General features: G+C 39.6%; 18 protein-coding genes and 1 riboswitch. Of the genes, 13 read left to right on the top strand and 5 right to left on the bottom strand.

Annotation, left to right across the window (positions count from 1 at the left end; genetic code table 11):
• Positions 1–107 precede the first annotated feature (107 nt).
• From ACIGG7_RS11975 to ACIGG7_RS11945, 7 genes are all read left to right on the top strand, one after another.
• On the top strand, positions 108–3,197 hold the full coding sequence (locus tag ACIGG7_RS11975; RefSeq protein ID WP_397549879.1) for an efflux RND transporter permease subunit: 3,090 nt from the start codon (positions 108–110) through the stop codon (positions 3,195–3,197).
• Positions 3,198–3,309: 112 nt separating this feature from the next.
• Positions 3,310–4,398: an SDR family oxidoreductase gene (locus ACIGG7_RS11970; RefSeq protein ID WP_397549878.1), complete on the top strand. Its 1,089-nt coding sequence runs from the start codon at positions 3,310–3,312 to the stop codon at positions 4,396–4,398.
• Between the two features lie 200 nt (positions 4,399–4,598).
• Entirely contained in the window at positions 4,599–5,066 is a 468-nt protein-coding gene (locus ACIGG7_RS11965; protein WP_397550048.1) for a hypothetical protein, read from the top strand.
• A 62-nt stretch (positions 5,067–5,128) separates the two neighbouring features.
• Positions 5,129–5,224: riboswitch (yybP-ykoY riboswitch) on the top strand.
• Positions 5,225–5,323: 99 nt separating this feature from the next.
• Positions 5,324–6,103 carry a TerC family protein gene (locus tag ACIGG7_RS11960; RefSeq protein ID WP_224941472.1) on the top strand — a complete coding sequence of 260 codons (780 nt, stop codon included), beginning with the start codon at positions 5,324–5,326 and terminating at the stop codon, positions 6,101–6,103.
• 228 nt (positions 6,104–6,331) lie between these two features.
• On the top strand, positions 6,332–7,543 hold the full coding sequence (locus tag ACIGG7_RS11955; protein WP_397549877.1) for a DUF5667 domain-containing protein: 1,212 nt from the start codon (positions 6,332–6,334) through the stop codon (positions 7,541–7,543).
• A gap of 141 nt (positions 7,544–7,684) precedes the next feature.
• A complete protein-coding gene (gene sigI / locus ACIGG7_RS11950; protein ID WP_397549876.1) occupies positions 7,685–8,440 on the top strand; it encodes an RNA polymerase sigma factor SigI in 756 nt (251 codons plus the stop codon).
• On the top strand, positions 8,437–9,531 hold the full coding sequence (locus tag ACIGG7_RS11945) for an anti-sigma factor domain-containing protein (RefSeq protein WP_397549875.1): 1,095 nt from the start codon (positions 8,437–8,439) through the stop codon (positions 9,529–9,531). The genes sigI and ACIGG7_RS11945 overlap by 4 nt, the downstream gene beginning before the upstream one ends.
• Before the next feature lie 88 nt (positions 9,532–9,619).
• On the opposite strand, the gene ACIGG7_RS11940 is transcribed toward ACIGG7_RS11945, so the two are convergent.
• Entirely contained in the window at positions 9,620–9,820 is a 201-nt protein-coding gene (locus ACIGG7_RS11940; RefSeq protein WP_034763616.1) for an alpha/beta-type small acid-soluble spore protein, read from the bottom strand.
• 266 nt (positions 9,821–10,086) lie between these two features.
• On the opposite strand from ACIGG7_RS11940, the gene ACIGG7_RS11935 reads away from it, so the two are divergent.
• Positions 10,087–11,439 (top strand): TrkH family potassium uptake protein, encoded by a 1,353-nt coding sequence (locus ACIGG7_RS11935; RefSeq protein WP_224941468.1) that lies wholly within the window; start codon positions 10,087–10,089, stop codon positions 11,437–11,439.
• Between the two features lie 62 nt (positions 11,440–11,501).
• Here ACIGG7_RS11935 and ACIGG7_RS11930 read toward each other — a convergent pair whose 3' ends face one another.
• Positions 11,502–12,026, bottom strand: coding sequence for a hypothetical protein (locus tag ACIGG7_RS11930; RefSeq protein WP_224941467.1), 525 nt, complete (start codon positions 12,024–12,026; stop codon positions 11,502–11,504).
• Between the two features lie 151 nt (positions 12,027–12,177).
• Between ACIGG7_RS11930 and ACIGG7_RS11925 the strand changes: the two genes are divergently transcribed.
• On the top strand, positions 12,178–12,336 hold the full coding sequence (locus ACIGG7_RS11925; protein ID WP_224941466.1) for a hypothetical protein: 159 nt from the start codon (positions 12,178–12,180) through the stop codon (positions 12,334–12,336).
• Entirely contained in the window at positions 12,336–12,461 is a 126-nt protein-coding gene (locus ACIGG7_RS11920; protein ID WP_397549874.1) for a hypothetical protein, read from the top strand. The genes ACIGG7_RS11925 and ACIGG7_RS11920 overlap by 1 nt, the downstream gene beginning before the upstream one ends.
• A 32-nt stretch (positions 12,462–12,493) precedes the next feature.
• On the opposite strand, the gene ACIGG7_RS11915 is transcribed toward ACIGG7_RS11920, so the two are convergent.
• Complete coding sequence (locus tag ACIGG7_RS11915; protein WP_397549873.1) at positions 12,494–14,218, bottom strand: B12-binding domain-containing radical SAM protein; 1,725 nt, start codon at positions 14,216–14,218, stop codon at positions 12,494–12,496.
• Between the two features lie 329 nt (positions 14,219–14,547).
• Positions 14,548–15,573 (bottom strand): acyltransferase family protein, encoded by a 1,026-nt coding sequence (locus ACIGG7_RS11910; protein ID WP_224941464.1) that lies wholly within the window; start codon positions 15,571–15,573, stop codon positions 14,548–14,550.
• Between the two features lie 168 nt (positions 15,574–15,741).
• Between ACIGG7_RS11910 and ACIGG7_RS11905 the strand changes: the two genes are divergently transcribed.
• The 3 genes from ACIGG7_RS11905 (at position 15,742) to ACIGG7_RS11895 (ending at position 19,126) form a co-directional block, all read left to right on the top strand.
• Positions 15,742–17,895 carry a PAS domain S-box protein gene (locus tag ACIGG7_RS11905; protein ID WP_224941463.1) on the top strand — a complete coding sequence of 718 codons (2,154 nt, stop codon included), beginning with the start codon at positions 15,742–15,744 and terminating at the stop codon, positions 17,893–17,895.
• A gap of 14 nt (positions 17,896–17,909) precedes the next feature.
• The gene (locus tag ACIGG7_RS11900) at positions 17,910–18,365 is read left to right on the top strand and encodes a methylated-DNA--[protein]-cysteine S-methyltransferase (protein ID WP_397549872.1); all 456 of its coding nucleotides are present in this window, start codon (positions 17,910–17,912) and stop codon (positions 18,363–18,365) included.
• A gap of 170 nt (positions 18,366–18,535) precedes the next feature.
• Positions 18,536–19,126, top strand: coding sequence for a DUF2087 domain-containing protein (locus ACIGG7_RS11895; protein ID WP_224941461.1), 591 nt, complete (start codon positions 18,536–18,538; stop codon positions 19,124–19,126).
• 43 nt (positions 19,127–19,169) lie between these two features.
• Here the strand turns inward: ACIGG7_RS11895 and mtnA are convergent, their stop codons facing one another.
• On the bottom strand, positions 19,170–20,222 hold the full coding sequence (gene mtnA, locus ACIGG7_RS11890) for an S-methyl-5-thioribose-1-phosphate isomerase (protein ID WP_397549871.1): 1,053 nt from the start codon (positions 20,220–20,222) through the stop codon (positions 19,170–19,172).
• Between the last annotated feature and the right edge of the window lie 16 nt (positions 20,223–20,238).

Raw genomic sequence — 20,238 nt, 5'->3', positions numbered from 1 at the left:
CCTTAGACGCTTAAATATTGAAGGATCTTCCTGAAGAGACTATAGTTAACAGTAACTGCTTCCATAACATAATAAATTGGAATAGATAAAGAAAGGGGAGCACTCCATTGAAGATTAGTGATTTTTCCATACGCCGTCCTGTATTCACCATTGTTACCATGCTGCTTATCCTTATCCTGGGAGGGGTGTCCCTTCTGAAGATACCCCTAAAACTCATTCCGGACCTCAATCCTCCAGTAGGGGTCGTAGTCACCAATTATCCTGGAGCGGGTCCTCAGGAAGTGATGGAAAAGGTAACGAAACCCCTGGAAGAAAGCTTATCAACCCTTCCCGGGATGAAAAACATTCAGTCGACTTCGAGGGAAGGTTCCAACTTCATCCTCCTGGAATTTACGTGGTCAACTTCCATCGATGATATAGAAAACGATGTCCTTCAAAGATTGGATCAGACTCCTCTCCCGGATGGAGCAGAAAATCCAAGATTTCTAAAATTTGACCCTGCCCAGTTTCCGATCATCCAATTCTCCTTGAGGGAAGAGGGGAACGAGAGTAATTTAAAGACATTATCAGAGAAATTGAAATTGGAACTTACGAGAGTCGAGGGTGTAGCTAACGTTAATGTCTCAGGGTCGTTAAAAGATGAAGTGGTTATTGAATTGAATCAGCAATCTCTCAAGGATCATCGTTTGAGTCAGGAGATGGTCGTTAATACCATTCGTGCAAACAATGTGACTGCTCCCGGTGATACGATTGATACAAATGGCCAAACCTTGACGACAAGGGTATTAAGCAAATTGCAGTCTGTGGATGAATTAAAGGAATTGGTTCTCCAAGTGAATCCTCAAACAGGTAAGAAAATCACGCTTTCAGATGTTGCAACCGTTGAAAAAAGACAACAAGATATGGATACGATCACGCGGGCTAATCAAGAGCCGGCCATATTGTTCAGTGTATTGCAACAATCCGACGCAAACACGGCTTCTGTATCTAAAGCATTTCAAAAAGAGCTCAATCGCCTCCTCAAGCAAGATCAATATCAATCGATTAAAGCGGATGTCTTATTCGATCAGGGTGATTATATCACCCAAGCTATCGGAAATATAGCTAATTCCCTCTTGATAGGCGGAGCTTTTGCGATGCTTGTACTCTTTCTGTTTTTAAAGAATGTAAGAAGTCCTCTCATTATCGGGGTAGCGATTCCTTACTCTGTCATCGTTACATTCGTTCTTATGTTCTTTGCCGATTTCGCATTAAATATCATGACACTCGGAGCACTTGCTCTTGGGATAGGGATGCTCGTGGATAATGCGATTGTCGTCATTGAGAATATCTACCGCCACCTGTCCCTTGGTAAAAGCGCAAGAGAAGCGGCTAGTATTGGGGCAAAAGAAGTAGGGGGAGCCATTACGGCCTCAACTCTTACGACGGTTGCTGTATTTCTGCCGGTTGTTTTCATCTCTGGATTACTCGGTGAACTATTCACCGAATTCGCCTTGACCATCTCATTTAGCTTGCTGGCTTCACTCGTTGTAGCCTTAACGGTTATTCCGATGCTGGCTAGCAGATTATTGAAAAAACCAAAAGGAAACCTGGAAGCAAAACGAAGACGGTCTAAAAGTAGAAAAAATTTCGCTCGCTCTGTAAAGTGGGCGCTACGTCACAGGTTCATCGTGTTGTTTATCACACTCATTACTCTAGTGGCAGGTGGTCTGGGGCTTACGACAGTAGGAACTCAGTTTTTGCCGCCTACTGATGAAGGATTTTTCAACATGAGGGTCGAACTGGGAAATGGTGCATCCGTTGACGAGACCAACAAAGTGGTAAAAGCAATTGAAAAAGAATTAAAGAAGGAAAAAGATGTTGATGTATTTGTCAGTCTTGTCGGGACGACCCAGGAGGAATCTTTCAGGGGAAGTACGAAAGGGAATATTGCAGAGGTTTATGTGAAAATGAAGCCTTTGGAGGAGAGGAATAGGTCGATTTTTAATTTTGCGGATGAAGTGAAGCCTAAAGTGGAAAAGGCAGCACAAAAAGTTAATAAATCAGCTGACGTTTCATTTAATCTACAATCCACTTCAGGTTCAAGTCCTCAAACCTTAACGTTTAATTTAAGGGATACGGATCAGAATCGTTTGGATAAAGCAGTGAATAAATTATTCTCCTCATTGAAAGAGATGAAGGATGTTTCCGAAGTTTCGACAGATCAGATGGAAACGGTAAAAGAGGTTCAAATGAAGGTGAATCGAGAGGAAGCTCTTCGACAGGGATTGGCCCCAGCTCAGATCGGGACCCTCGTTCAGGATGTCACACGGGGGGTGCTGACAACTCAGATGGTCACGGAAGATTCCGATGTCATCAATGTACTTGTACAATATGACCGGAATATCACGGAGAATCTTGATTCATTAAAAAAGCTCCTCATTCCAAATGGTCAGGGAAAGTACATTCAGTTGAATTCCGTCGTAGACTTTTCGATTGAAGATGGACCTGTCAGCATTCAGAGGATCGATCAGCAGCATGCCGTACAATTTACACTGAAGTATACATCTGAAACCAATCTTGGTGCGATTTCCAAGGCAGTTGATGAAAAGATCGAATCTTTGGATCTACCGAATGAAACCCTTGTTTCTTTCAGTGGAGATCGGGAGCTACTAGAGGACTCCATTGACGACATGGCACTTGCACTTGGACTGGCCATCGTTCTAGTATACATGGTGATGGCTGCACAATTTGAATCATTTAAGTATCCGTTTGTCATCATGTTCACCGTACCGCTCATGGTCATAGGAGTAGCTATCGCTCTTAGCATTACGCAGACACCTATCAGTATTTCAGCCATCATTGGAGTGATTGTTCTCGCGGGAATTGTTGTCAATAATGCGATCGTCATCGTCGATTATATCAATCAGCGTAAAGAATCCGGGACCAATAGCTTTGACAGTATCGTGGAAGCTGTCCAGGACCGCGCAAGACCGATCTTCATGACGGCCTTAACGACTATTCTAGGTTTATTACCTCTCGCTCTTGGTATAGGAGAAGGTACAGAAATCAATCAACCGATGGGGATTGCCGTCATTGGTGGACTCATCAGTTCTACATTATTAACGATATACGTCATCCCGATTGTATATAGCTTCTTTGACAAAGAGACGAGAAGAATGAAGAAGCATAGAGGAACATATCAATATAAAGAATAAAACACACAACCAGAGTTAACCCGAATGCTAAGCAACGCTTCAAAGAAAATGAGGCGACTTAGTAGGGTTAACTCTTTTTTTAGAAAAATAACCTGAGGGAGAGGTCAGCCAAATGAACAAAGGGGTATATTTTATCACGGGATTTCCAGGGTTTCTAAGTTTAAATATTGTAGAGGAACTGCTTAGACAGGAGAAGGTTTTAAAAGTGTACTTACTCCATCTGAACTCAATGACCAAGCAAGCAGAAGAAGGTATACAGAAACTAAGGTCATTATCCCAAGGTGAACTGATCCTTGTGGAAGGTGACATTACAAAACGGGATCTCGGTATGTCTGCAGAAAATCTCTCAAGGGTGCGCAATGAAGTCGAATATGTCTGGCATTTAGCAGCCCTGTATGATCTTGCCGTTCCTAAAAAGCTCGCCCTAAAAGTCAATGTAGAAGGAACTCGCCAAGTGAACGATTTCTGTCAAACCCTTTACCTTTTAAAGAGATATGTGTACTTTTCCACCGCATTTGTCGCTGGATCTCGTGAAGGTGAAATAATGGAAAATGAATTGATCTATCCAGTACGATTTCATAACTACTATGAACAGACGAAATATGAGGCAGAGGTTCTTGTGGAGAATGTAAAGGACAAGCTGCCGGTCAGCATCATTCGTCCGGGAATTGTGAAAGGAAATTCGAAGACAGGAGAGACCATTAAATTTGATGGACCATACTTCATCATGAATATGTTTAAACGATTATCCTTTCTCCCATGGATACCCTATCTGGGTGAAGGCAGATCCCATATAAATATTGTCCCTGTCGAATACGTTGTAAGGGCATCTATCTACCTTGGTCATGAAGAAATAGGCAAGGGAAAGACATATCACCTTACAGATCCGGAACCTCTCATGGTAAAGGAAGTGTATGAGAAGATCTTATGGCAAATGCTGAAAAAGAAGCCGAGAGGAAATATTCCGCTGTCCCTTACTAATTGGGCACTTCGCATTCGTTCCATACGTCGGTTCTTAGGGGTTGAAAGGGAAGCATTGGATTATTTCACACTTCAAGGGAGATTCGATTGTCAAACGGCCCAACAGGATTTAGAAGGCTCATCGATTCAATGTCCAACCTTTGACAGTCAAATCGAAAATATGGTGGCCTTCTACCTTCAGCATTCTTCCAATGAGCATTTACATGTGAAAATTAATTAATATTAAATGTTGGATGGATACATTCAATCAGGGAGCCGTAATAATTGGGAGAGATATGGTAAAAATAAGAGGAGAAGCATCATTAGGAGGAATCTCAAGATGTCACTTTCCCTGAATCAACATCCAGACAGATACATACACATCCATAACTCAAAGCGCTATGCTGGGGACCTATGTCACCAATTATTCAGTTCCAAGGGATGCACATGAAAGCATCCATAACCAAATTAGAAGGAATCCTTTGGAGTATCGCCCTGCCGGGTTTTCCTCAATTGCTTGTCGGTTTGTGGTTTAAGGGAGCGCTGTTCGTCATACTTGAGATCATCATCAATGTTCAAAGTCATTTCAATCTGGGAATCATGTATAGCTTTTTGGGGGATACACATAAAGCAGCCAGTGTCATTGATTATCAATGGTTGATGTTTTATCCTTGTTTATATATGTTTGCTATGTGGGATGCTTATAAGCTTGCTGATGGAGAAGAGGCAAGGTACAGCTTTTTGCCTTTTGTTATGTCTGCCTATATGGTGACAGTGGGCCTTATGTATTCACCAAAGGTTTATCTATTCGGAAAATTTATCGGTCCGATTTTTTTACCCATACTATTCGTGATTCCCGGAGTCATCCTGGGGTTTATGTTTCGTTCCATCCTGATCCGCTTTAAATAAATCTTATATCTTTACGAAGTCTTCTTTATGAGGTAGAATACATGTATACAAATTAACGTTTTCTACCTGTCAAAGGGGAGTAGCTATAGGTTTTATACCTAAACAAAGTCGTCAATTCATGGAGTATTCCATCGGCTTTGTTGGCATATCCGTATGCTAAGCAAGACCTTTGCCTTATTTAGGCAAGGGTCTTTTTATTTTATAAAATTCCTTGCCTATTGGAAAACTAACTATGTGAATAGGGAGGGACTAAAGGTATGGATGCTTCAATGTTATTGGAATATGGATGGGTCCTGCTGATATTGGTAGGTCTTGAAGGGATTTTAGCTGCGGATAATGCGGTTGTTATGGCTGTCATGGTCAAACATCTTCCTGTGGAACAAAGAAAAAAAGCACTTTTTTATGGTCTTTTAGGGGCATTTGTATTCAGGTTCGCGGCACTATTCCTCATTTCTTTCTTAGTCAATGTGTGGCAGGTACAGGCAATCGGGGCCATCTACTTATTCTACGTGGCCATTCACCATTTCGTTAAAAAGAGAAAAGATACTGGGGCTGTAGAGGCAGAACCATCAAAGGGATCGGGATTTTGGACTACGGTACTTAAGGTAGAGCTTGCTGATATCGCATTTGCGGTTGACTCGATGCTGGCGGCAGTTGCCTTAGCCGTCACTCTTAAACCGACAGGCTGGTTTGATGTAGGGGGAATAGATGGAGGACAGTTTATTGTCATGTTCCTCGGCGGCATCATTGGTTTAGTGATTATGCGATTTGCAGCGACATGGTTTGTTAAATTGCTGGAGAAATACCCTACTTTAGAATCAGCAGCCTTCTTAATTGTTGGCTGGGTTGGAGTGAAGCTTGCGGTATTTACCCTTGCCCATCCTGATGTAGCCATACTGGATCATCATTTCCCAGAATCTAAAGCATGGAAGCTTGTATTCTGGAGTGTCCTGATCCTGCTTTCTGTAGGAGGATATTTATTATCCAGAAAAAAAGCAAAACAGACAGAAGAAGAAGTAGAAGCCAAAGCAGAATAAACTTTATCAAAAGCTAACGTGTCACATTCACGTTAGCTTTTTTTTTTTGAGAAGTTAAAAGCCTTTAAACAAAGGATTCCGTAGTGAATTTCTCTACTTACTCGCACTTCTTTAAAAATCATTTTCAATTTTTATTGTGAGAAACCCCCTCAAAAAAAATCTTCAATACGTAACTCCTTTAATAAGGCGATCGATCGGCCAAATACTAATAACTCAAGAGGTGTACATATGAATAAACAATCTAAAATCATGAAATCATCATTAGCTGTTATTGTAGCAAGTTCCATTACCTTTCCAAGTACATTCGCGTTTGCAAACTCGAACGACGAAAACTTCGATACAATCAAAATGGAACAAGAGAACTCAACATCTAATACAAACGTTGCTGTGAACGACGATGCTATGTTGAATTCAGCAAAGAATGAAATCGAAAAACTGGAAGAATCTACTGAGACGCCTTCCTTACTACCTGGTGACTTTTTCTATTTTGCGAAGTTGGCTATTGAAAAGATTCAGCTCGCCTTTACAATGGATGATGCGAAAGAAGCAAAATTATTAGCTGGTTACGCTGCAGAAAGATTGGCAGAAGTAGAAGCCCTATTTAAAGATGGTAAACAAGAAGATGCCATCGAAGCCTTGAATAACGCAATTGAGTTAATTCAACAATCTGAAGATCAGTGGTCTGACGATGAAGGTGAAAAAGATTCAACGGAGGAAGGAAACGGAGAAACTGATTCTTATAAATCCGACGTGGAAGATGGTTCAGAAAATGCAACTGATGAAGATTCTGTAAAAGAAGAAAAATCAGATGATAGTGAGACAAAAGAGCAAACAGAGGAAAAATCAGACGATAGTGAGACAAAAGAGCAAACAGAAGAGAAATCAGATGATATGAGTGACATGGAAGAAATGATGGCTCAAAACATCCTATCTCTTAAAGCGAATTTAGAAAAAGTACAAAACCCTAAAGCTAAAGCGGCTCTACAGAAGAATATCGAAAAGAGCTATAAGAAATTAGCTGAAAAACTAGCAAAGATAGAAGAAAAAGCAGCGAAAAAGGCTGAAGCTAAAGAAGAGGCTGAATCTGAAGAAAAGACAGAAGCTGAAGAAACAACAGTGGAAAACTCTGAACCAGCAGAAGTAGAAACAGAAGAAACAGTAGAACAAAGTACTGAAACGACAATTGATGAAACGGAAAAACAAGAAGAAACAGTAAAAGTCACTCCACGTGTAGAGAAAAAAGAAGCGAAAAACGAATGGAAAACTCAACATAAAGAAGCAAAACAAGAAGCAAGAAAAGAACGAAAAGAAGAGAAAACAGAAGCAAAAGAATACCGTCATGAGCAAAAAGAAGAAAAGAAACATCATCAAGAATCAGCTGAAAAACATCAGCACGGTGAAAAAGGGCAAGAACACGGTAAGGGTCACCATAAAGAATAATCATCCATGATCTCATGGTAGAGGCTGAACGTTATTGTCATATCAGTCAGAAGAGGGTTGTCATTCAGCCCTTTTCTCCCTAATATCCTTTTACATTCAATATCTTATGAGTATAATAGTGTGCAGGATGGGGTGAGGCTGATGCTAAATGTAGTACTATTTCTACTCGCAAAACAAAAGAAAAAGCAAACGTTGGAAGAGATAGCGATTCATATACAAAATGGGGATCAACAATTATTGAACGAAGTACTTGAAGACTATAAACCATTTATTAAGAAAACGGTATCTTCCGTTTGTAAAAGGTTTATTTATGAAAGTGACGATGAATTCAGCATTGGTCTGATTGCCTTTCATGATGCTATCTTAAAGTATAACCAACAACGTGGCGCCTCTATCATTAGTTTTTCCGAAGTGATCATTAAACGGAAAGTGATCGATTATATCAGGAAAAATGGAAGGTATCAGGATGTTAGCATTGATATAAGTTTGGGTGATGAGGGTGAAGAATCTTCCAATTTGACGATTGATCAAATTGTATCTGTGGAGGAGTTCGAAAAGCAGGAGGAAGCGAATAAGAGGCGTGAAGAGATTCTGTCTTTCCAAGAACAACTGGCACACTTCAAGCTATCCTTTCATGAGCTTGTCGAACAATCCCCTAAGCATGAAGATGCGAGATTGAATGCCATTGAAATCGCCAACAAGGTGGTAAGCTCAAAGGAAATATTGGATTATCTTATAGAAAAAAAGCGGTTACCAATCAAAAAATTAGAGAAGCAGGTAAACGTCAGCAGAAAAACCATTGAGAGAAACAGGAAATATATTATTGCTATTTCACTGATCCTTATTGGGGATTATATTTATTTACGGGATTATTTAAAAGGGCGGTTAGAGATATGAAACAAGGGATCATTATGGAAATCAAACGGGATATCCTGATTATGATGACACCAGAAGGGGAGTTTCTCAAAGGAAGAAAACAACCCGATCAACAGTATTCTATAGGGGAAGAGATACCATTCTTTCCGCTGCATAAAGAATCCTCAGATTCTAAACCAGTCCTCAAATGGAATTGGAAAATATCGACTTCATTGCTCACAGTCCTGGTTCTCATCATTGCCGTGCTTTCAAGTGCGATGATCCAAAACAATCGGGCTTATGCCTATGTATCGGTCGACATCAATCCCAGTATGGAATTAACTTTGAACAAAGGGCAGGAGGTAATCGAAATCAAGCCATTCAATGATGATGCCAAAGTCCTTATAAAAGAACTTCCTCATTGGGAGAATGAAGATGTGGGAAAAGTGACAAAGGAAATCCTTCTGTTAAGTGAAAGACTTGGGTATCTAAAGAATAAACAAGATGTTTTGATCACTTCCTCGTTCCTTGATGATACCGATCGCAATAAAGAGAATGAATTACTGGATGAGCTAAATGAGTTTGTCGAGGGTTACAGTTCCGATCATCACACAAACATCATCGTAAAGGAAACTTCCAAAGCATTTAGGGAAGAAGCAGCAGAGAAGGGCATGACTGCTGGTTCCCTCATTCGAGAATCTGAAAAAAATACCTATCGCACTATCGAACCTGTTAAAAATGAGAATTCGGGTATCAAAAAAGAGATAGAAAAGCAAGAGTCGAATACGGAAGATAAAAACTCCCATGAAGAGAACCAAAAGGTGACACCATCAGTAAATGATAAGAAACAAAGCACAGGTAAACCCGAGGGTATCCATAATGATGCTCATACTAAACGTGAAAATCCTCAACCTGGTAAGAATGATGAAAAAGAAAAACCTGATAAGCAAGAATACAGGGATCATTCTCAAAGTCATAAAGAAAACAGAGGACACCATCAATCAAATCAGGATGACAAGGATTATTCACATAGTAAAGAGAATCAGGATCATAGCAAGCATGATGAAAATGAAAACAGAAAAGAAGAAAAGAAAGAAGATCATGAGGAAAGAAAAAATAATCGAAAAGATTAATGATCCTGTCAAAGACTCATTCTAGGAATGGGTCTTTGTTATTGAATGAAAAGGGTAGCTGGTATATTCCAGCTACCCTGATGCCATATTATTTAGTTTGTTGTCCAGTTAGTTGAGACTGAGCTTGTTTAACGAGGCGTTTTGTGATTTCTCCACCAACTGATCCATTAGAGCGTGCTACTGTATCAGATCCAAGCGTCACACCAAATTCCTGAGCGATTTCATATTTCACTTGATCAAGGTATTGTTCAACACCTGGAACAAGTAACTTATTTGAACTTCTAGCCATGGTCGGTTTCCTCCTCACCAGTATATTTGAAACAATGAATGTTTCAGTAGTCATATTATTTGTATTACCTAAGGCGAACATGAATGGTAATATTTCGCCGAAATTGTATTGTTTGCATAGATATGATAAATCATACTAGTGATTGGTTTAATCGGCTATGAATAAAGGAAGAATAAACATGAAAGAAAATATTCAATTTTCCTTTCATTCTTCAGCTATATTCTTTAAGATAGAAAAGGAAATAACGTTGAAAGGGAAATACATATATGTGGTATAAGCTTAGATACAATCTAAATAAATTAACACCTGCACAAGTCATCGTCACGTATTACTTTCTTGCCGTGACGATTGCGACGATCCTGCTCAGTCTTCCCTTAGCTCATAAATCAGGGGCAGAGTGGAATTTCTTAGATGCGATCTTTACAGCTGTCAGTGCTGTAAGTGTAACAGGGCTCACCGTTGTGAGCACAGTAGATACATTCAATACGACAGGTATCTTCATCTTAATGTTTGTGCTTCAATTTGGCGGGATTGGAATCATGACACTTGGTACGTTCTTCTGGTTGATCGTGGGAAAAAAGATTGGATTGAAAGAACGACGACTGATTATGACCGATCAGAATCAAACGAGCCTTGCAGGATTGGTCAGTCTGTTAAAGCAGATATTACTTTTGATCATCTTTATCGAAATGGTAGGGGCGTTTATTTTGGGTGTCTATTTCTTAGGTTATTATCCAACCTGGCAGGAAGCCTTTTTACAAGGATTATTTGCCTCAGTGAGTGCAACAACAAATGCCGGATTTGATATTACAGGACAGTCCCTCATTCCTTATGCGAATGACTATTTCGTTCAATTCATCAACATCATTTTATTAACTTTGGGTGCAATTGGATTTCCTGTTCTGATAGAGACCAAAGATTATCTAATGAGTAAACAACGAAATAGGCATCACTTTTCTTTATATTCTAAGATCACTACCGTTACATTTTTTGGGTTGATGCTGTTTGGGGCATTAGTCATTTTTATCTTTGAATATAACCGCTTTTTTAACGGTATGGAGTGGCATGAAGCATTCTTTTATGCATTCTTCCAATCAGCCACGACCAGAAATGGTGGACTTGCTACGATGAACGTGGCCGAGTTCTCATCTCCCACTTTGTTGGTCATGAGTGCCCTTATGTTCATAGGGGCTTCACCCAGCTCTGTTGGTGGCGGAATCAGGACTACAACTTTTGCCCTTAATATCTTATTTTTGTTTCATTTCGCAAAGGGAAATCAGACAATCAAAATTTTCAAGAGAGAAATTCATCAACAAGATGTTATTAAATCCCTCGTCGTGACGATGATGGCGATTTTTATCTGCTTCTTATCTGTGATCATCCTGACATTCACTGAGGATCATTCCATTATGGAGATTGTCTTTGAAGTGGCGTCAGCATTTGGAACGACGGGATTATCCATGGGAATCACCTCAGAATTATCATCTGTTGGAAAATGTGTCATCATAGCGTTAATGTTTATCGGTCGGGTGGGAATACTCTCATTCCTCTTTATGATAGGTGGAAAAGAGAAGACAGCGAAATACCATTACCCAAAAGAGCGGGTCATTATAGGGTAATGAACTCCTTTTTAAAACGATGCTTCAAGGAGCATCGTTTTTTGTGTCTTAGATGCGCTACTTTATTTCAATGCCGAATACGGTACGTCAAAGTAAAGGAAAAGGAATAGGATGATGGGAAAAGAGATGAGCCAACCTAAAATCGGGTTTTTATGGTGTACAATCAGTACTGTGAACATCATAAGATTAAAGAGAATATCCCAACTGAAACCCCACCCGTGATGGTATGTCATCATTCCCAGGACATGGGAAAGACCTTCTGTCACTCCATAAATTCCTGTCCACAGTATAATCCAGCATAGCTTCAAGAAATTTGAATTGGGAAGCCTGCCAATAAAAATGGCGATAGTCACCGTATACTGAATGACCATTTTACTCAATGAAATAATGGTGTGATTCAAATAAAGGGAATCGTCAATCGGAGTGACAGTGCGGAATTCCCACATGGAGTAATCATACAGAAGAAACTGGGAGAGTAAATCCCCAATAATAAAAAATAATAATGTGGGATAATAGCTTAAGAAATCTTTCCAATTGCCAAATCTCCATCCTAAAATAGCGTAAGCCAGCAAAAAAATTAGTATCATGTCATATCCTCATTCGACCCTTTTCCCTTAGTTTCCGGATTAACCATTGATTTATTCAACTTTTTTCATTGAACGGAAGGAATGCCTGTTTTTAGAAGAATGGAATAAGGACAAAGGGGAAAAATAAGGTCAACAAAGGAGATGAGCCATTTTGAAAAGAAAAGCACAGTATAATGCAGCAGAAAAAAACAATCAAACTCCACTTAAAAATAAGCAGGAGACCGAATTCTCAGCTGAATTCACTCAAGGGGAAGATCCGGCAAAAGGAAAGAATCGAAATTCTTCAAGAGGGAAAAAGGGAAGAAGCTGATGAAAGATAAAAAGCAGTCTTTCCGGGAAGAATTTGGTCAGGAATTTGGCGACGTTAACGCAGCCAAGATTATTGAAGTGACACAAAAACAATCCAAAACACAAGAAAAAAAGAAAAAATGTTAAGCGATTCGCTTAACATTTTTTCTTTGTTATCACTAAACAAGTTCGCGATCAAATTCAAATACAGTCGATTGACCGGTAGAGGGCTCAAAGTAGGCCAGTACGTACTGGTCCTGACCTGATTTGGATTGAATCGTTTCCAACAAGGTGTGTTTATACAACTCTTTTTCATTGAGCTTTAAATGTTCAAATGCTTCCCCTGCTATAGAAGGTTCTGCCAATAGGGTTTGATAGATATTTGAACGATCTTCCTTTGTAAGTTCATGAGTCCACCACGGTTTTCTTGGTTTATACTTCTGATTCTCTAAATAATCCAGCTTCATGAGACCTTCAATGATTGAAATAGGAAAGTTTGTCTCAGTGGATAGGAACTCATGGAGGCGTCTGAATAAATCTTCTAATTGATGACCTATTCGTGACCACCCCTTATTCTCCCAATAGGAACCGAATTGCTGGAAGAAATCGAATGGTGTTTCAAAACAATTGGTCACCAAATATTCAATCGTACGATCCATGCGATGGTCGTTCCAATATTTTTCCAAAACGTCCTCAACCTGCTTGATCCTCACAATGTCGTCGAAAGACAATACATTATTACCCAAGATCTCGTAAGGAGAATGGTCCATATACGTATACTGATGATCATTGGCGCGAATTCTTAATCCTGTTCCCCGAAGCATCTTTAAGAACCCTAATTGAAGCTCTTCTGGTCTCAATTCGAATACGTCATTGAATGTTTTGCGGAATGAATGATAATCCTCTTCGGGCAGACCTGCAATCAAATCGAGATGCTGATCAATTTTTCCACCGTCTTTCACCATGGTGACGGTTCTTGTCAGTTTATTGTAATTTTGTTTCCGCATGACAAGGTCATTTGTTTCATCATTGGTTGATTGAATACCGATTTCAAAACGGAATAACCCTCTAGGAGCATGTTCGTTAAGGAATTCAATCACTTCAGGCCGCATGATATCCGCGGTGATTTCAAACTGGAATACGGTACCCGGCAGGTGCTCGTCAATGAGAAATTGAAACATTTCCATCGCGTAGCTCCTGCTGATATTAAAGGTGCGATCCACAAATTTAATGGTTTTCGCTCCATGTTCCATCAGGAATCGAATATCTTCCTTGACCTTCTCACGGTCAAAGTAGCGAACACCTACTTCAATAGAAGAAAGGCAGAACTGACATCGGAAAGGGCACCCCCTGCTTGTTTCGATATACGTCACCCTCTTACCGAGCTGAGAAAGATCCTCCTGAAATCGGAAAGGTGAAGGAACTTCACGAAGGTCTATCTTATTTTGTTGAGGCTTGATGACAGGTTTACCATCTTCTAAATAAGCCACACCGAATACCTTCGACCAATCTTTTTCACCGTGAAGCTGATCTAATAACTGCTTAAAGGACTCTTCGCCTTCACCAATGATGATAAAATCAACTTCATCAAGACGCTCAAGCCAATACGGAACATCATACGTCACTTCTGGCCCTCCTAGGATGATGGTAACCTCAGGCATGATCTTACGAAGGATTTTGATGACTTTGATTGTCTCTTCGATATTCCAGATGTAGCAGCTGAAGCCGATGATGTCAGGCTTCTTTGAGAATAAGTCAGTTGCGATATTAAGCGTTGGATCCTTGATGGTGTACTCAGAGAGCTCGATTTCATATTCGGGCTCTGCATAAGCCTTTAAACAGCGAATGGCTAAATTCGTGTGAATATATTTTGCATTTAACGTACTTAAAACGACTTTCTTCATTTATAATCTCCTTTATTCTAAATCAACCCGGCGAGAGAACAGCCAGACGAATGATTGGTGCTATTTTACATATGAAATAAGATGTTCGTACATCATACTGATTATCATTTTATCTAAGCTTGCGAGAAAGCTCAATGTTTGTCTAAAACGAATTTAAATTTATTGTAACTATTAGAAGGAATTTTAGGAAAAGGTGCGAATAATATAGGTAATATAAGTTTTTTGAAAATTGTGTTGAATCCCAGTTCGCATTCTAATCTAAAAGGAATAGTTAACAAGAAAAGGGACTGGCCCATGGTTACAATTGGGTCAGCCCTTTCTAGTGAGGTTTATCTTGTTTTCATTTCTCTTTTTGAAAGAAGTTTCTGCAATTTTGTAGATTTAAACTCAATGATCGGTTGTGTGATGCTTGTAAAGAATTTCGTTGAAAAAATCATCGTCAGAACAAAAGAAACACCTAATAACAGTAATAAACTAGTAGTCGGGTCGATTATGTCCTTAAGCTGGCTTTCACGGAATAATCGGATGAGAAAACCATGAAGCAAGTAAACATATAAAGTGTTTTTCCCCCATTTAGTGAAAAACTGTCTCTTTGTCGGCACAAAAGTAAAAAAGCTGAAGATCATGACGACGTTCAATAAGTAAACTGCTGCCCTGACTGCCATACTGATGGCGCTATTCCATGCAAAATCTCCATAAGGCTTAGAGCCGAGTAACCATTTGTCTGAAAATTCCGGGATGAAATACATTCCAAGAAATACGATTACAAATAATGAACCTGCCACTAAACGCGCTTTATTCGTTTTAAAATATTCAAAATGCTCCTTTTCCATGTAGTAACCCATCAAGAAGATCGGGAAAAACACGAATGTCCTGGATAAGCTTAAATAATTCGAAATGACATCTGCAAATCCAACAATCAGTCCAATGGAGAAGGCCACTGTAAGTCCGGTTACCGGTTTAAACTTAAACCACTTGATGAATGCATAGAGCAGTGCGTTCCAACAAAAAAGGCTGATGAGGAACCACAATGACCAGTGTGGATTAAGAGGATCCACCTCGAATGTTGATTCTTGATAAAGAAAATGATAATACACCGTGTAAATCAATTGAAACACAATGTAAGGAAGTATCAATTTTTTAGCAAGTTTTTGAATATATCCCTTTTTATAAAAACCTTTTGCAAAAAATCCTGCTACAAGAATGAAAGCAGGCATGTGGAAGGTGTAAATCGTTTTATACAAAGAAAGGATAAAGGGATCACTTTCAATATAGGACCGGATAACATGTCCGAATACCACTAAAAAGATCAAAATGAATTTGGCATTATCGAAGTAATAATCACGCTGTTTCATATCTTCACCATCTTTTAAAAAGTTTAATCCTCATTCATTCTTACCCTAGGATACAATGAGCAAAACATGAATTTCACTGTTAATTATCACCAAAAGTATGGGAAGCTATGCGATTTCTAGCTGACTTAAGCCAATGGTCGTCTTTTAAAAAAGTAGGGGGATGAGGAAATGACTAATAGTAGTAAATTGAAGAGAGAGCAAAAAGAGGGACAATGTCATCCCGTTGATAGGGAAATTTGCTTAGCTTCACCCATGCCGATGCTAGTGATCAATCATGAGTTAATCATCGTTTATGCCAACCCCGAGGCATATGAAACCCTTCAATTAAATGATGAGGATGTAGTAGGGAAGCTGTTTAGCCTCTTTTTCTCTTCAGTACCTGCTCCTATTGTGGCCCATTATAAAGAAGTCATGGAAACAGGCAAAACTCTTGAAGATGAAACTCTGATGAACGTCAGTGAGAAGAAAATCATTCATGTCGAGCTATTGTTAAAAAAATCGACCATTTCTCCTAATGCTTATCTATATTTTAAGGATGTTACAGAATTGAAGGAGAAAGAACGCAAGGATCATTTGAATGTACACCTATTATCAAATATCTTCCAGAATGCATCAGAGGGAATCGTCTTATTCGATATCCATGGGAATATCAATGATGTAAATCATGCATTCAGTTTACAAGTGGGACTTGATAAGGAAGAGATCACAAGCAGGAATATCAGCTCTTTCATTCCTGAGAATGCCCACTATAAAATCGACAAAATCAAAGAATTGATCTCTCAAAACAAAAAAGCCCGCGGTGAAATTCCTATCAAGAAATCACAAAGCATGTCAATCGTGGAATTCACCACAAGCCCTTATGTCCATCACAAGCTCCATATGGCCATTCTTAGAGATGTAACTGAAAAGAGGCAGATGGAGATTCAGCTTAAGCGAAATGAAGAATTGTTCAAAGGGTTATTTGAGGAAGCGATCGATGCCATTGTCCTGTGGGATCAAGACGGAAGGGTCCTTAAAGCGAACTCTTCAGCTCTGAAAATATTCGAGTGTACGCTTTCTGAACTCCTATCCAAAAAAATCAGGGACTTCGTTTACCCTTTGGAAAGTCAAAAGTTTGATCTGGTCATGGAACAACTAAACAGAAGCGGAGCTGTAAGGGATGAAGTATTATTTCTCATGCCGAACAATCAGCTGAAGCATTTAGAATTCACTTCAAAACTTCATTCTGTTGATGGGTATAATATGACCATTTTCCGAAATGTCAGTGAACGATACCAAATGGAGAAAGAATTGCGTGAGAGTGAAGAGAGATTCAGGAAGATTTTCGAAGGATCATTAGACGGATTGCTACTGACCAATCATAATTATGTTGTCGTAGATGCAAATCCCGAAGTGAGCAAAATCATTAATATGGAAAAAGATCAGCTTATAGGAAAAGATGTAAGGGAAATATTGAATATAGAGCCCGGTGAAGAAACGTATGATGAATATTTACAGCAGTTGAAAGAGGAAGGTCAGGCAACCTTTTTAAAGACGTTAACAACTTACAGGGATAGAGTTCAATATGTAGAGCTATCATCAAAATATAATTTACTTTCCAACTTGAATTTAACCATCATTCGCGATATTACGGATCAAATCGAAATGCAGGAACAATTAAGAAAATCAGACACGTTAAGTGTTGTAGGTGAGCTTGCTGCAGGGATTGCCCACGAGATCAGAAATCCGATGACTGCACTGAAAGGGTTCATTCAACTGCTTGAAAACAGTGTCGGTAAAGATCATGAAATGTATTTTAATGTGATCACTTCTGAATTTCAACGAATTGAATCGATCATTACGGAGTTTCTTGTCCTGGCAAAGCCACAGGCAATCCAATATCAAGAAACGAATTTAATTAAAATTATGAAAGATACAGTAGATTTACTGAGTGCCCAGGCAGTCATGCATAATGTTCAATATGAAGAAAGCTATCAGGATGACCTTCCCGCTATCGTAGCTGAACCCAATCAGCTAAAACAGGTATTCATCAATGTCATCAAGAATGCGATTGAAGTCATGACTGATGGAGGCGTGATTTCCATCAACATACATGAGACAGGGGATGAAATGATTCATATCGAGATTAAAGACCAGGGAGGCGGAATCTCAAAGGATAAAATCAAGAAGCTGGGTGAACCCTTTTATACAACTAAAGAGAGAGGGACTGGACTTGGCCTGATGGTTAGCTTTAAAATTATCAAAGAGCATAAGGGAAGTGTTCGGGTTGAAAGTAAAGTAGGAGAAGGAACCACCTTCCATATTTATCTTCCTAAATCATAAAGGAGTTCTACAAAATGTCCATTCATACAATTACGGTAGAGAGTCCCATTGGAAATCTGAAGCTATCAGCGGATCATATTCATTTGCTGTCTGTACAGTTTGTTGATGAAAGAGTGACGAGCGAAACGGAGCATCCCATTTTAATGAAGGCGAAAGAGCAGCTTGACGAATTTTTTAATGGGGAGAGGAGAGAATTCGATCTTCCTCTTAAATTAGATGGTACAGCTTTTCAAATAGAAGTATGGAATGCTCTTCTGGAAATTCCATATGGACAAACATGGTCCTATCAAGATCTAGCACATGCCATTCAACGGCCGAAAGCAGTGCGAGCAGTAGGACAGGCAAATAAAGCCAACCGCTTTCCCGTTATCATCCCCTGTCACCGGGTCATAGGGAAAAATAAAACGCTGACAGGTTATGCAGGTAAACAAGTAGACAAGAAAGAAACCTTATTGTCATTAGAAAGATAAGATCGATCAGGCAGTTTCCTAAAGGAGACTGCCTGTTTTATTTCTATTTCCTATGAAAATACCGCTTTCAACAGTTTACTGACAAAGAATTCTGAAAAATACTTGATTTACCATTCTATTTAGACTATTATCTAATTAGATGAGAATCGAAGTGGAAAGGGTGGAATTGATTGCAACTAAGTAAGCAGGTAGCATTTCATAAAACGATGGGAGATCCGACACGTATCAAAGTGATGTATTTACTTGCAGATGGAAGATTGCACGTTGGTGCCATTGCCGGGAAGCTGGGACTCACTGCGCCCACCATCTCCCATCATCTGACAAAACTGAAAGAATGCAATCTAGTGTATTCACGACGGGAGAAAAACACGGTTTACTACTATTTGAATAGAAAAGTATTACAACATCACGGACAGGTGATCAGCCATTTTGCTCATGAAGAGAAAGGGGAAAGAGAGTTGTCGGAGAAATTAATGAAAGAAAAGCAGAAAGTGAAAAATAATTTTCTCGAAAAAAGTGGACGTATCAAGAATATTCCATCTCAACAAAAGAAAAAATTATTCATTCTTGAACATATGGTGGAAGGATTAAAAGTGGGAGAAAAATATAAGGAAAAAGATTTGAATGAATATATTCAACAATACCATGATGATTTTGCCACCATAAGGAGGGAATTCATCATTCACCAGTTCATGTATAGGGAGAATGGTATTTATGAGGTGAATCCAAAGGAGATGTGGGGATCGACAAAATTAAGTTGATTGATAGAGAAAAGAGGAGGGGAAAATCCTTCTCTTTTCTTCGTTATTTAACATTTAAGATTTGTTGAATGCTTTTCTCAAAGTTTTGAAATAGCACACCCTTTTCAGTGATGATGCCAGTAATCAATTCATGAGGAGTCACATCAAAAGCCGGGTTATAAACCGGAATGTCATCTGGAGCGATTAAAGAACCGGATATCTTCGTGATTTCCTCAGGTGACCTTTCTTCTATCGGTATATCCTCCCCGGTTCTGGAGTTTAAATCGAATGTGGATGATGGGGCAGCCACGTAAAATGGAATCTTGTAATGGTTGCACACGATTGCAAGCATAGACGTCCCTATTTTATTCGCTGTATCCCCATTCAATGATATTCGGTCTGCACCGACAATCACCGCCTCGATTCCTTTCTCCTTTATGGTATGGGCAGCCATACTGTCTGTTATCAGAGTCACATCCACCCCTGATTGCTGGAGCTCCCATGCGGTGAGGCGTGCACCTTGAAGCACAGGGCGTGTCTCGCAGGCGAATACTTGAAATCCTAGCCCCCTTTCTCGTCCTAAATGAAAGGGGGCAAGTGCTGTTCCATACTTACTTGTTGCGATCGAGCCTGCATTACAGATAGTCATAACCTTACGCTTATCACCCAATAAGCCAAGACCATATTCACCAATCATTCTGCATACTTCTTCGTCCTCAGCATGGATCTGGATGGCCGAGTGGAGCAGGTTAGTTCTTGCTTCATTTGTGGATCGAACCTGTTCGAGAGCATATTCCAGCCGATTCAAAGCCCAGACAAGGTTAACGGCAGTCGGCCTCGAATCAGAGAGGTATTGTTTATCTCGGTAGAAATAATCTTTGAATTCTGCCAGGTTATCCGTTTCGTATTGGCTTGCTGCCTGAGCCAATCCGTAAGCCGCAGTAATCCCGATGGCAGGTGCCCCCCTCACTTTGAGCGAAATGATCGCATCGAAATATTCTGTGATGGTGGTAAGTTTAAGATATTCCACAACATTCGGCAGCTTTTGCTGATTAAGGATCAGTAAATGATCTTCATGCCACTTGAGTGAAGTGGGTATGGAAAGTGTATGTGTCATGAGTACCTCCTTTAAC

Source organism: Rossellomorea sp. NPDC077527 (assembly GCF_044542955.1).
Classification (GTDB): Bacteria; Bacillota; Bacilli; order Bacillales; family Bacillaceae_B; genus Rossellomorea; species Rossellomorea aquimaris_E.
This window is presented reverse-complemented; position numbering and strand designations above follow the sequence as displayed.

Bases quoted from the DNA above. Each gene is read 5' to 3' on its own strand.
- ACIGG7_RS11970 (WP_397549878.1), top strand. From the start codon at position 3,310: ATGAACAAAGGGGTATATTTTATCACGGGATTTCCAGGGTTTCTAAGT.
- ACIGG7_RS11965 (WP_397550048.1), top strand. From the start codon at position 4,599: ATGCACATGAAAGCATCCATAACCAAATTAGAAGGAATCCTTTGGAGT.
- ACIGG7_RS11960 (WP_224941472.1), top strand. From the start codon at position 5,324: ATGGATGCTTCAATGTTATTGGAATATGGATGGGTCCTGCTGATATTG.
- ACIGG7_RS11955 (WP_397549877.1), top strand. From the start codon at position 6,332: ATGAATAAACAATCTAAAATCATGAAATCATCATTAGCTGTTATTGTA.
- sigI (WP_397549876.1), top strand. From the start codon at position 7,685: ATGCTAAATGTAGTACTATTTCTACTCGCAAAACAAAAGAAAAAGCAA.
- ACIGG7_RS11945 (WP_397549875.1), top strand. From the start codon at position 8,437: ATGAAACAAGGGATCATTATGGAAATCAAACGGGATATCCTGATTATG.
- ACIGG7_RS11940 (WP_034763616.1), bottom strand. From the start codon at position 9,820: ATGGCTAGAAGTTCAAATAAGTTACTTGTTCCAGGTGTTGAACAATAC.
- ACIGG7_RS11935 (WP_224941468.1), top strand. From the start codon at position 10,087: ATGTGGTATAAGCTTAGATACAATCTAAATAAATTAACACCTGCACAA.
- ACIGG7_RS11930 (WP_224941467.1), bottom strand. From the start codon at position 12,026: ATGATACTAATTTTTTTGCTGGCTTACGCTATTTTAGGATGGAGATTT.
- ACIGG7_RS11920 (WP_397549874.1), top strand. From the start codon at position 12,336: ATGAAAGATAAAAAGCAGTCTTTCCGGGAAGAATTTGGTCAGGAATTT.
- ACIGG7_RS11915 (WP_397549873.1), bottom strand. From the start codon at position 14,218: ATGAAGAAAGTCGTTTTAAGTACGTTAAATGCAAAATATATTCACACG.
- ACIGG7_RS11910 (WP_224941464.1), bottom strand. From the start codon at position 15,573: ATGAAACAGCGTGATTATTACTTCGATAATGCCAAATTCATTTTGATC.
- ACIGG7_RS11905 (WP_224941463.1), top strand. From the start codon at position 15,742: ATGACTAATAGTAGTAAATTGAAGAGAGAGCAAAAAGAGGGACAATGT.
- ACIGG7_RS11900 (WP_397549872.1), top strand. From the start codon at position 17,910: ATGTCCATTCATACAATTACGGTAGAGAGTCCCATTGGAAATCTGAAG.
- mtnA (WP_397549871.1), bottom strand. From the start codon at position 20,222: ATGACACATACACTTTCCATACCCACTTCACTCAAGTGGCATGAAGAT.